We start from the raw sequence: 12,196 nt of genomic DNA, 5'->3' as shown, positions 1-12,196 counted from the left end.
CTATGAAAAAGATATTAGTTACTGGTGGATTAGGTTTTATAGGTTCACATACTGTTGTCGAATTACAAAATAAAGGTTTTGAAGTTGTTATTATTGATGATTTATCAAACTCTAAAATAACTGTTTTAGATAAAGTTACAGAAATTACAGGTGTAAAACCCGATTTTCATCAATTAGATTTACGTATAAAATCAAACGTTACTAATTTTTTCAACAATAATACTATTGATGGAATTATTCATTTTGCTGCTTTTAAAGCCGTTGGAGAAAGTGTTCAAAATCCGTTAGATTATTACGAAAACAACATCGGAAGTTTAGTTTATTTACTACAAGAAATCAGAAATAGAAAAATTGATAATTTCATTTTCAGTTCATCTTGCACCGTTTACGGACAAGCCGATGAATTACCAATTACCGAAAATGCGCCTACAAAACCTGCTGAATCTCCTTACGGAAACACAAAGCAAATTGGTGAAGAAATTATAAAAGATAGTTGTGATGCCTATAATATAAATGCTATTGCATTACGTTATTTTAATCCGATTGGCGCACACGATAGCCTTAAAATTGGCGAATTACCTTTAGGAGTTCCTCAAAATTTAATTCCGTATGTAACACAAACTGCAGCAGGAATTAGAGAACAATTAGCCGTTTTTGGTGATGATTACAAAACACCTGACGGAACAGCAATTCGTGACTATATTCATGTAGTCGATTTAGCAAAAGCACATATTGCGGCGTTAAATCGTTTATTAGAAAAAAAGAATAAAACTAATTTTGAGTTTTTTAATGTAGGTACAGGAACAGGAAGTTCTGTTTTAGAGGTTATCAATACATTTGAAAAAGTTACTCATAAAAAACTAAATTATAAAATTGTAGAGAAACGAGCTGGTGATATTACCGCTGCCTACGCAGACACTACAATTGCTAATAAAGAGTTAAATTGGAAAACTGAAAAAACCTTAGAAGATGCTTTATTATCTTCTTGGAAATGGCAAGAAAACCAATAAAAAACCACATTATTTTATAATTATTAAAAACAAGACTCAATATTTTTTATTGAGTCTTATTTTTTTTAGAAGCAATTTCCCGCTTTCCGCACTCGCTTTTTTTATTTTTTTAAAAGAAAAATAAAAAAGAGCTCAAACAATTACTTCAATCGGGGCTATAAATACATCTCTAATTTATAATTTTAGTTTTACATCAAAAAGAACAACTTCTTAACATTAAAAAATCAATTTCAATACTTTGAGTAAACATTATAAGAATTAAAATCAAAACACATTAACAATTACTTGCTTTTATATTAACATTAACTTCTAAAAAAAATTACAGTTTTGCTGAAAATAAAAACAACTGATGAAAACATTACAAAAAATTATTTTAGGTACTACTTTAAGTGTTTTAGCTATAGGATGTCAAAACGATGATGACACTGTTAAAAAACAAATAAATACAGACGTAAACTTCAGTTACAAAACAAGTATAAAAATTGGTGGTGAAGGCGCTTCAGAAATTTCGGCTTTCGATAAGATATCGAAAAAATTATTTACGGTTAATGTTGAATCTAATGAGATATCAATAAATAATATTACAGATTTAAACAACCCTAAAAAAGAAAAAATAGACCTTACTGCTTATGGTTCGCCAAATAGTGTAGCAGTACTTAACGGTCAATTAGCTGTTGCAGTTGAAGCATCAGTAAAACAAAATAACGGTAAAATTTTATTATACAATACTGCTGATAATAAATTAATAAGTGAATTTACAGTAGGTGCTTTACCTGATATGGTTGCTTTTTCACCTGATGGAAAAACAATTGTTTCTGCTAACGAAGGAGAACCAAATAATGATTATACAAACGACCCAAAAGGAACTATAAGTATTATTAATATTGAAAGTAAAGATGTTACTACTTTAAATTTTGATGCTTTTAATTCAGATGAAAGTGCTTTAGAAAATAACGGATTTAGAGTTTTTGGTCCTAATGCTACTTTATCAGAAGATGTAGAACCTGAATATGTTGCTATTTCTGATGATTCTAAAACAGCTTGGATTTCTTTACAAGAAAACAACGGAATTGCAAAAGTTAACTTAGCTACAAAAACAATTGAAGCAATTTATCCTTTAGGATTTAAAGATTACAATCTTGCTGAAAATAGTATTGATGCGAGTGATAAAGACGATAAAAAAGAATTAAAAAACTGGCCAGTAAAAGGAATTTATCAGCCAGATGCTATTAAATATGCAAATATTGGTGGTGTTGATTATATTTTCTCTGCAAACGAAGGGGATTCTAGAGATTATGACGGTTTTAGCGAAGAAGTTAGAATGGATGATTTAACTTTAGATGAAACTGTTTTTCCTACTTCTATGGATTATTTAAATGAAGTAAATTTAGGAAGATTAAAAACTACAACAACTTTAGGAGATACTAATAACGACGGAAAAGTAGAAACTTTATATAGTTATGGAGCTCGTTCTTTTAGTGTATGGTCTGGCGATAGCGGAGCACTTTTATATGATAGTGGAAACAGCATTGCTACTGAAACATTAAACGCTACTTTAGATAGATTTAATGATGACGATAAAAGAAGTGATGATAAAGGTGCTGAACCAGAAAGTGTTGAAATTTTAAATATCGGAAATGAGCGTTATATTTTATTTGTTGGTTTAGAAAGAAACGATCAAGTTATGGTGTATGATGTAACAAATCCTACTGCTCCTGTATTTTTAAATATTTTATCTCATACTGGTGATGAAGGTCCTGAAGGTTTATTAGCTATATCTGCTGAAGATAGCCCAACAGGAAAAGATTTATTAGTAGTTTCTAATGAAGATAGTGGAACTGTAACATTCTACGAAAACAAATAACATTTAGTGTTTTTAGACAAAAAAGCTCAACTTATTAAAATAAGTTGAGCTTTTTATTTTTATAAAATATAATATTATTTTTTTAACTATTCTGCTAAAGTAGCACCACTTGCAGTAACGCTTCTATCAATTTTACGCATTAAACCTTGTAAAACTTTACCAGGACCAACTTCAACAAATTCAGTTCCTCCATCAGCAACCATTGCTTGAATACATTGCGTCCATTTTACTGGTGCAGTTAATTGAGCTATTAAATTTAATTTAATCTCTTCAGGATTTGTAACTGCTTTTGCAACTACATTCTGATATACTGGGCAAGTTGGCTCACTAAAAGTAGTTTCTTCAATTGCTTTTGCTAATTCCTCACGAGCTGGTTCCATCATTGGTGAATGAAATGCACCTCCAACAGGTAAAACTAAAGCTCTACGTGCCCCTTTTTCAGTTAATACTTCACACGCTTTTTCAATAGCTTCTACTTCTCCTGAAATTACTAATTGACCAGGACAGTTATAGTTTGCAGCAACTACAACGCCATCAATTTCGGCACAAGTATCTTCAACAATTTTATCTTCTAAACCTAAAACAGCCGCCATTGTTGATGGCTTAATTTCACAAGCCTTTTGCATTGCCAAAGCACGTTTAGAAACTAAAGTTAATCCATCTTCAAAAGATAAAACTCCGTTTGCTACTAATGCAGATAATTCACCTAATGAATGTCCTGCAACCATTTCAGGTTTAAAATCATCTCCTAAAACTTTAGCTAAAATTACAGAATGTAAAAATATAGCTGGCTGAGTTACCTTTGTTTGCTTTAATTCCTCAGGTGTACCTTCAAACATTACGTCTGTAATACTGAAACCTAATATATCGTTTGCTTTTTCAAATAATTCTTGGGCTACGGGTGATTTTTCATATAAATCTAATCCCATTCCTGTAAATTGCGCTCCTTGACCTGGAAAAATATATGCTTTCATCTTTAATTTATTATTAATAAAAAAATGTAAATTGAAATAATTACATTCTTTAATTGTTATTTTTTGTTTGTTATGTATTGCAAACATACACATTTTTAGATTCATTATTAATTCGAAAAATGGTTCTATAACTGATGAATTAAAAAATAAAACAACATTTTTATTCCTTTTAAAAAAAAAGAATATTAACGATTTTGTAAAAGATTTAAAAAGTATGTAAATATGCCTAGCCCCGATTAAAGCATTTGTTTGAGCTCTTTTTTATTTTTCTTTTCGAAAAAATAAAAAAAGCGAGTGCGGAAAGCGGGAAATTGCTTCAAAAAAAAATGCTTCCTAGTTTTACACTACTATTTTATCGTTTATTATTGTACTTTGGTTTTGAAGAGAAATCAATTAAAAGTTGGTTAATAAAAACCTACTTTTGAAGCTCAAATAAAATTATGATAAGTAAATCTTTTTATCGATTATTTAAAAATTATTTTTCAATATCAGAAGAACTAGCAATTAATTTAAATTTAATTGCAAATTTACTTGTTATTGGAATTTTAGGCTATGTTTTTTATAAAGCTTTTCGATATTTTGGAACTAAATTTATAAAAAAATTGGTTTCAAAAACAACAACAAATTTTGATGATTTTTTATTGAATAATCGAGTGTTTTTAAATATTTCGAGAATTTTTGTTTTTCTGTTTTTACACTCGTTACTTGCTAGTATTTTAATTGATTTCCCTAATGTTTTAAACTACGCACAACGATTTATTAATTTAATTATTTTATTTTCGATTATCTGGTTTATCCGAAGTATTTTATTAACAATCAAAGATTTTTTAAGAACCTTAATAGCTTTTAAAGACAAGCCTTTAGAAAGTTATATTCAAATTTTCATGATTGTTTTATGGGTTATTGGTTTTATTATTTCATTTTCAATAATTACAGGAAAACCACTGATTCGTTTTTTAACAGCTTTAGGAGCTTTTTCAGCTGTTTTATTACTTATTTTTAAAGATACTATTTTAGGTTTTGTAGCAAGTATTCAAATAACTGTAAACGATACGGTACGTTTAAATGATTGGATTACCATCGACAAATACAACGCCGATGGAAATGTAACAGCAATTAATTTAGCCTCGGTAATTGTACAAAATTTTGATAATACAGTAACAAGTATCCCTACGTATTCTTTAATTTCTGAATCGTTTAAAAACTGGCGTGCAATGGATAATTCTGGCGGACGTAGAATAAAACGCTCGGTACTTATAAAATCGAATAGTATTCATTTTTTAACAGATGAAGACATTGAAAACTATAAAAAAATAAGCTTATTAACCGATTATGTTACCACAGCTTATGAAAATGTAAAAGCCCATAATTTGGAAAATAATATTGATAAATCGATATTAATTAACGGTAGAAACTTGACAAATTTTGGAATGTTTAGAAAATATTTAGACGAATATTTAAAACAACATCCGAAGATAAATCAAGAATTATTATTTATGTCACGTCAATTACAACCTACCGAAAACGGAATTCCGTTAGAAATTTATGCCTTTTGTAAAAATAAATCGTGGGTCGCTTACGAAAGAGATATGGCAGATATTTTTGATCATATTTTGGCAAGTATAAAATACTTTAACCTAGAAATTTTTGAAAATCCGACAGGAACAGATATTATCAATTTAAAAAATAACTAGTAACATTGAACTCTAAAAAACCAAATTCGTTATGGCAATTAGCCATTCAAAAATTTAAACAAAGTAAAATAGGTTTATGTAGCTTTTGGTTTATTATTTTCTGTGGATTAATTGCTGTTTTTTGCTATGTAATTGCTCCTGACAATAGTAATTCAGCAAACCAAATGCATTTAGAAATTCACTCAAAATCACCTGGATTTTCAGTATTGATGCTTAGTATTCCGTCAAAATCAAAAGAATCGGAATCGTGGTTTTCAGTTTTTATGGATGGAAAAAAAAATGTTGCTACAGAAATTCCTATAAAGTCATATCAATTAAAAAATAATCAATTAGAGGTTTTAAAATATTCGGATGGTTTATCAAAAGTATATCCGCTGTCTTTATTTAAAAATGAACCTAAAAAATATATTCAACAAAAAACATTTTGGTTTGGAACAGATAAATATGGACGAGATTTATTAAGTCGCTTATTAATTGGAGCACGAATTTCTTTTTTTATCGGATTTATAGCTGTTTTTATATCGCTTTTAATCGGGATTCCTATTGGAGCAATTGCAGGTTATTTTGGTGGGAAAGTTGATAATTTTATTATGTGGATTATCAATATTACTTGGTCTATTCCTACTTTATTATTGGTTATTGCTATCACTTTAGCTTTAGGAAAAGGATTTTGGCAAGTATTTATTGCAGTAGGATTAACCATGTGGGTAGAAGTTGCTCGTGTAGTACGAGGACAAGTTATTACCACCAAACAACAACAATATGTAGAAGCTGCAAAAGCCTTAGGTTTTTCTGATTTTAGAATTATTTTCAAGCATATTTTACCTAATATTTTAGCTCCGATAATTGTAATATCTGCAGCTAATTTTGCAGCTGCAATTTTAATTGAAAGCGGTTTAAGTTTCTTAGGAATTGGAGCACAACCTCCTACTCCATCTTGGGGCGCTATGATTAAAAATCATTATAATTATATCATTTTAGGAAAACCTTTTTTAGCCTTAATTCCTGGATTAGCAATTATGAGTTTAGTAATGGCTTTTATGCTAATAGGAAATACACTTCGTGATGCTTTAGATGTTAAATCTTAATTTAAGAGGCTTTATTTTGTACTTTCGTTTTTCTTAAAAAAAATACAAATGAGTTTTAATGTACCTTTTAAAACAAGATGGGCAGATTTTGATGCCAATATACATATGCGACACACCGCATATAATGATTATGCAGCCGAAGTTAGATTACGATTTTTTAAAGAACATAATATTACTGTTCAAGATTTTTCTAAAGAAAAAATAGGCCCTATTTTATTTGAAGAAAACACCAAGTTTTTAAGTGAAATCCATATGGGTACAGATATTACTGTAAATTTAAAAATAATAGGATTATCAAACAAAGGTGAACGTTGGAAAATTCAACATGAAGTTTTTAATGAAGTAGGAAAATTATCAGCAATAATAACAGTTTACGGTGCTTGGTTAGATTTAGTAAAACGAAAATTAACTGTTCCTCCTGTTAAGTTTCAAACAATATTTAACACAGTCGAAAAAACCGAAGATTTTAAAGAAATTATATTAAAGAATTAATGATTACATCAAAAAAAATAAAATTAATAGTTGGTATTATTGTACTTATTGCAGGTTATTTTATTAACAAAAACCCTAATGGAAACTCGATACAAGTTGAACCGACAGACCAAATAAACATAGGTGATTTTAACTATTTACCAACCTCAACAACAGGAGTTATCGTAAAACATGATGGGTATCAATTATCTTATAACGAAAAACATGAACAGGCAGAATGGGTAGCTTATTCATTAAGTAAAAACGATATTCGTACAACAAAAATTAATCGCCCTTATTTTATTAATGACCCTAAGGTAAAAACAAGGTCTGCTAATTATAAAAGCTATAAAAAATCGGGATATGACAAAGGACATTTATGTCCTGCAGCAGATAAAAAATATTCTAAAGAAGCTTTTAAAGAAACTTTTTATACTTCTAATATTACACCTCAAAGACATAGTTTTAATGCAGGTATTTGGCTACGATTAGAAGAAAAATCAAGATATTGGGCAAAAAAATATGACAATATATATATTGTAACTGGTGGTATTTTAAAAGATGATTTAAGAACTATTGGTCGTGATAAAGTTTCTATTCCTACTGAATTTTATAAAATAATATTAGATTATACAGGACCCGAAGTTAAAGCTATCGCTTTTTTAATACCTCATAAAAAAAGTGCAAAACCATTATATGATTATGTTATTTCTATTGATGATTTAGAAGAAAAAACAGGTATTGATTTTTTTCCTGCCTTACCAGATGATATTGAAGAGAAACTAGAAAGTTCTAGTAATTACAAAGCTTGGAGCTTTAGATAATTTTTAAATTTATAGCATAAAAAAAGCTTCTCATAAATGAGAAGCTTTTTTGTACGGGCAAAGAGACTCGAACTCTCACACCTTGCGGCACCAGATCCTAAGTCTGGCGTGTCTACCAATTCCACCACACCCGCAGTTTATTGTGGGTGCAAATATAAACAATACTTACAAACTACAAAGCAGAAGCACATTTTTTTTATTATTTTTGTAATAGACTAAAAACAACACATGGAAAACGTTCAAGAATATATTGCTCAACATAAAGATAGATTTATAAATGAGCTTATCGATTTATTAAAAATACCATCAGTAAGTGCAGATCCTACTTATAAAAAAGATGTATTAAATACCGCTGATGTTGTTAAAAATAGTTTAGAAAAAGCTGGATGTGATAAAGTAGAAATTTGTGAAACTCCTGGCTATCCTATTATTTATGGTGAAAAAATAATTGACCCTACTTTACCTACTATTTTAATATATGGTCATTATGATGTACAACCTGCAGACCCTATTGAATTATGGACTTCACCGCCTTTTGAACCTGTTATTAAAAAAACAGATATTCATCCTGAAGGGGCAATTTTTGCTCGTGGTGCTTGTGATGATAAAGGGCAAATGTATATGCATGTAAAAGCTTTAGAATACATGACAAATACAGGTAACTTACCTTGTAATGTAAAATTTATGATTGAAGGTGAAGAAGAAGTTGGTTCTGAAAGCTTATCATGGTTTGTACCTAGAAATAAAGAAAAATTAGCAAACGACGTTATTTTAATTTCTGATACAGGAATGATAGCTAACGACATTCCATCAATAACAACAGGTTTACGTGGTTTAAGTTATGTTGAAGTAGAAATTACAGGACCAAACAGAGATTTACACTCTGGTTTATATGGTGGTACTGTTGCTAATCCTATTAATATTTTAACAAAAATGATTGCTTCATTACAAGATGAAAACAATCATATTACTATTCCTGGTTTTTACGATGATGTAGAAGAATTATCTCGTGAAGAACGTGATGAAATGGCAAAAGCTCCTTTTTCTGTTGATGCTTATAAAGATGCCTTAGATATTGATGATATTTATGGTGAAAAAGGATACACAACCAACGAACGTAATTCTATTAGACCAACATTAGATGTAAACGGAATTTGGGGTGGTTATACTGGTGAAGGTGCAAAAACAGTAATTGCATCTAAAGCATATGCTAAAATTTCAATGCGTTTAGTGCCTAATCAAGATTGGAGAGCTATTACAGAATTATTTAAAAATCATTTTGAAAGCATCGCTCCAAAATCGGTAAAAGTAAAAGTTACTCCACATCACGGAGGACAAGCATACGTTACTCCTATTGATAATATCGGTTATAAAGCAGCAAGTAAAGCATATACCGAAACATTTGGTAAAACTCCTATTCCACAACGTAGCGGAGGAAGTATTCCTATTGTAGCTTTATTTGAAGAAGAATTAAAAAGTAAAAGTATTTTAATGGGATTTGGATTAAATTCTGATGCAATTCACTCACCAAACGAACATTTTGGAGTTTGGAACTACCTAAAAGGAATTGAAACAATTCCTTATTTTTATAAATATTTTACAGAATTATCTAAATAAATCCTTTAAAAAACTAATAAAATAGCCTTGAGTTTGAATCAAGGCTGTTTTTTATCAAAAAAAATATTTTATAAAACTATTGTATTAGATTCTTTAACTTTTCCAATAGTAAATGTACTATGTGTACTTCTTATATGTTTTAATACGGTTAATTTATTTACCATAAAATTACGATACTCATCCATATCTTTTACATATACTTTTAAAATATAATCGTATTCTCCACTTACATGAAAACACTCAGTTACCTCTTCTAGCTTATTTATTTCTCTTTCAAAAACAACAATATATTCTTTAGTATGCTTTTCTAGTTTTAAATGACAAAAAACTAAAAAATCTTTCCCTATTTTATTTTTATTTAATAAAGCTACATATTGTGTTATTACTTCTTCTCGTTCTAACTTTTTTATACGCTCATAAACAGCAGTTACCGAAAGTCCTAAATGTAAAGAAAGTTGTTTTGTTGTTTGTTTACTATCTTTTTGAAGTAATACTAAAAGTTTTTTATCTATCGAATCTAATTTCATCTGAAAAATTTTATACTTTTAAAACTAAGGTTCATCAAATTTAAAAAATTTATACACATAATCTTATAAAAAATTATCAAATGAATCCTTTTAATATTTTTAATATTACTTATTAAATAATACTAAAAAGAAAATAATATAATGATAATAAATAGAATCTAATAACTTTAAAAGCCTAATTGAGTATTTAAACACAAAAGAATTAACAATTTTCACTTAACTTAAAACTGACTTTTTACAATTAAGAAAAAAAATATAATCATCTTTAATAAAAAACATTGTAATTAACGAATAAGAAACTCATTTATAAACACCTATAAATCAAGTATTATTAGTATCATAAAAGTAAAATAAAATACTTTTAGTAAGGCGATATTATATAAACTATTTCATCATAAATAATAAGTTAAAAAAAGACTGAATATTTTTTTTACTAAACAAATGTTGTAAACTGATTCTACTTGTATAATTCTTTACAAAATCGTAACATTACATATCTAAAAAAATGACAAATGCAAGACGATAAAAACCTATCTGAAATTAAAATAAAAGACCAAAAAATTATTGATAATAAAGAATTAAGTATCTGGGAAGCCTTAATACCTGTATTTGCTTTAGTAATTATGTTAGCTTATAATGTTTTTATATATGGTGATGATGCTTTAAGTGGAAGTAATCAATTTATACTATTATTAGGAGGAGGTGTTGCAGCTATCGTAGGTTTTAAAAACAAAGTATCTTACGAAAGAATGATGGAAGAGGTTGCTGAAAATATAAAATCAACAGTAGGTGCTATTTTAATATTACTAATGGTTGGTTCTTTAGCGGGTACTTGGTTGATTAGTGGTATTATTCCATCCATGATTTATTATGGTTTACAGGTTTTAAATCCCACAATATTTTTAGTTGCTTGCTTAATTATAAGTGCTGTAATTTCTATTGCCACAGGAAGTTCTTGGACTACTTCTGCTACAGTAGGTATTGCATTAATTGGAATTGGTGAGGCTTTAGGTATTTCATTAGGAATGACTGCTGGAGCCGTTTTATCAGGAGCTTATTTTGGAGATAAAATGTCTCCAATGTCTGATACTACAAATTTAGCACCTGCAATGGCAGGAACAGATTTATTTACACATATACGCTATATGGCATATACCACAATACCTACCTTTGTAGTAAGTATAGTATTTTTTATCATTTTAGGTTTTACTCAAACAGCCACAGGAGAAGCTGATACTCAAGGTATGTTAATAGATATTAATAAAGCTTTTAATATTACTCCTTGGTTATTTTTAGTACCTGTATTTGTAATCATATTAATTATAAAAAAGACGCCACCCTTAATTGCTTTATTAGGAGGAACACTTTTAGGAGGTGTATTTGCTTTAATTTTTCAACCAGAAGTGGTGGCACAAATAGCTGGTGTAAAAGTATTAGATTTTAATGCTGCTTACAAAGGAATAATGCAAGCAATAACAGTTGAAACATCTGTTGCCACAGATAATGAAGTTTTAAAAGATTTATTTACTGCAGGAGGTATGAAAAAAATGTTAGGAACTGTTTGGTTAATTTTATTAGCAATGGTTTTTGGTGGAATTATGGATGCAATTGGAGCATTAGCAAGAATAAGTAGTTTTATGTTAGGTTTATTTGATTCAGTTTTTGGATTATTTGCAAGTACTGTAGCAACTTGTATTGGTTTAAACTTTACAGCATCTGATCAATACTTAGCAATTGTAGTTCCGGGTAAAATGTATGCAAAAGCATATAGAGACAAAGGATTAGCTCCTGAAAATTTAAGTAGAACTTTAGAAGATTCAGGAACGGTAACCTCTGTTTTAATTCCATGGAATACCTGTGGAGCTTATCATTCTGGAGTACTAGGAGTACCTGTTGTTGATTATGCTTTTTTTGCTATGTTTAACTGGCTAAGCCCGTTTATGACATTGCTTTTTGCTGCTTTTAGAATTAAAATTAGAGAAATATCAAAAAAATAATAAAAAGCCTCACTTTTAAACGTGAGGCTTTTTGATATCTAAAAAAGAAGCATCCCCCCGGATTGCTTCTTTTCAAAAGTAAGTTATATAAAACGATTAACTTATACTGTAAAAATAGTACGTTTTATCC

General features: G+C 28.9%; 10 protein-coding genes and 1 tRNA gene. 8 read left to right on the top strand and 3 right to left on the bottom strand.

Going from position 1 to position 12,196, the window contains the following annotated elements:
* Window positions 1-2 precede the first annotated feature (2 nt).
* Together galE and AB0T67_RS09230 are read left to right on the top strand one after the other, a co-directional pair.
* Complete coding sequence (galE, locus tag AB0T67_RS09235) at window positions 3-1,010, top strand: UDP-glucose 4-epimerase GalE (RefSeq protein WP_369220067.1); 1,008 nt, start codon at window positions 3-5, stop codon at window positions 1,008-1,010.
* Between the two features lie 349 nt (window positions 1,011-1,359).
* Window positions 1,360-2,874: a choice-of-anchor I family protein gene (locus tag AB0T67_RS09230; protein WP_369220066.1), complete on the top strand. Its 1,515-nt coding sequence runs from the start codon at window positions 1,360-1,362 to the stop codon at window positions 2,872-2,874.
* A gap of 86 nt (window positions 2,875-2,960) precedes the next feature.
* Here AB0T67_RS09230 and fabD read toward each other — a convergent pair whose 3' ends face one another.
* Entirely contained in the window at window positions 2,961-3,848 is an 888-nt protein-coding gene (gene fabD / locus AB0T67_RS09225) for an ACP S-malonyltransferase (protein ID WP_369220065.1), read from the bottom strand.
* A gap of 440 nt (window positions 3,849-4,288) precedes the next feature.
* Here fabD and AB0T67_RS09220 point away from each other — a divergent pair, with 440 nt between their 5' ends.
* From AB0T67_RS09220 to AB0T67_RS09205, 4 genes are read left to right on the top strand one after another with little or no spacing between them, the layout of a single operon-like run.
* Window positions 4,289-5,542 (top strand): mechanosensitive ion channel family protein, encoded by a 1,254-nt coding sequence (locus AB0T67_RS09220; RefSeq protein WP_369220064.1) that lies wholly within the window; start codon window positions 4,289-4,291, stop codon window positions 5,540-5,542.
* A gap of 5 nt (window positions 5,543-5,547) precedes the next feature.
* The gene (locus AB0T67_RS09215) at window positions 5,548-6,630 is read left to right on the top strand and encodes an ABC transporter permease (RefSeq protein WP_369220063.1); all 1,083 of its coding nucleotides are present in this window, start codon (window positions 5,548-5,550) and stop codon (window positions 6,628-6,630) included.
* A 48-nt stretch (window positions 6,631-6,678) separates the two neighbouring features.
* A complete protein-coding gene (locus tag AB0T67_RS09210) occupies window positions 6,679-7,122 on the top strand; it encodes an acyl-CoA thioesterase (RefSeq protein WP_369220062.1) in 444 nt (147 codons plus the stop codon).
* On the top strand, window positions 7,122-7,925 hold the full coding sequence (locus AB0T67_RS09205) for a DNA/RNA non-specific endonuclease (RefSeq protein WP_369220061.1): 804 nt from the start codon (window positions 7,122-7,124) through the stop codon (window positions 7,923-7,925). The genes AB0T67_RS09210 and AB0T67_RS09205 overlap by 1 nt, the downstream gene beginning before the upstream one ends.
* A gap of 52 nt (window positions 7,926-7,977) precedes the next feature.
* Here the strand turns inward: AB0T67_RS09205 and AB0T67_RS09200 are convergent.
* A tRNA-Leu gene (locus AB0T67_RS09200) sits at window positions 7,978-8,059 on the bottom strand.
* A 94-nt stretch (window positions 8,060-8,153) separates the two neighbouring features.
* Between AB0T67_RS09200 and AB0T67_RS09195 the strand changes: the two genes are divergently transcribed.
* Window positions 8,154-9,542: a dipeptidase gene (locus AB0T67_RS09195; protein WP_369220060.1), complete on the top strand. Its 1,389-nt coding sequence runs from the start codon at window positions 8,154-8,156 to the stop codon at window positions 9,540-9,542.
* Between the two features lie 68 nt (window positions 9,543-9,610).
* Here AB0T67_RS09195 and AB0T67_RS09190 read toward each other — a convergent pair whose 3' ends face one another.
* On the bottom strand, window positions 9,611-10,069 hold the full coding sequence (locus AB0T67_RS09190) for an Lrp/AsnC family transcriptional regulator (RefSeq protein WP_271230798.1): 459 nt from the start codon (window positions 10,067-10,069) through the stop codon (window positions 9,611-9,613).
* A 512-nt stretch (window positions 10,070-10,581) separates the two neighbouring features.
* On the opposite strand from AB0T67_RS09190, the gene nhaC reads away from it, so the two are divergent.
* Window positions 10,582-12,066, top strand: a complete 1,485-nt coding sequence (gene nhaC, locus AB0T67_RS09185; protein WP_271230799.1) for a Na+/H+ antiporter NhaC — start codon at window positions 10,582-10,584, stop codon at window positions 12,064-12,066.
* The last annotated feature ends 130 nt before the right edge of the window (window positions 12,067-12,196 follow it).

The organism is Tenacibaculum salmonis (genome assembly GCF_041053065.1).
In the GTDB taxonomy this organism is placed as follows: Bacteria; Bacteroidota; Bacteroidia; order Flavobacteriales; family Flavobacteriaceae; genus Polaribacter; species Polaribacter pacificus_A.
Note: the sequence above shows the minus strand (reverse complement) of the source record. Positions and strands in the feature narration are given on the sequence as shown.

Coding starts and splice junctions, on each gene's coding strand:
- AB0T67_RS09205 (WP_369220061.1), top strand. CDS start 7,122: ATGATTACATCAAAAAAAATAAAATTAATAGTTGGTATTATTGTACTT.
- AB0T67_RS09190 (WP_271230798.1), bottom strand. CDS start 10,069: ATGAAATTAGATTCGATAGATAAAAAACTTTTAGTATTACTTCAAAAA.
- galE (WP_369220067.1), top strand. CDS start 3: ATGAAAAAGATATTAGTTACTGGTGGATTAGGTTTTATAGGTTCACAT.
- AB0T67_RS09210 (WP_369220062.1), top strand. CDS start 6,679: ATGAGTTTTAATGTACCTTTTAAAACAAGATGGGCAGATTTTGATGCC.
- AB0T67_RS09230 (WP_369220066.1), top strand. CDS start 1,360: ATGAAAACATTACAAAAAATTATTTTAGGTACTACTTTAAGTGTTTTA.
- nhaC (WP_271230799.1), top strand. CDS start 10,582: ATGCAAGACGATAAAAACCTATCTGAAATTAAAATAAAAGACCAAAAA.
- fabD (WP_369220065.1), bottom strand. CDS start 3,848: ATGAAAGCATATATTTTTCCAGGTCAAGGAGCGCAATTTACAGGAATG.
- AB0T67_RS09195 (WP_369220060.1), top strand. CDS start 8,154: ATGGAAAACGTTCAAGAATATATTGCTCAACATAAAGATAGATTTATA.
- AB0T67_RS09220 (WP_369220064.1), top strand. CDS start 4,289: ATGATAAGTAAATCTTTTTATCGATTATTTAAAAATTATTTTTCAATA.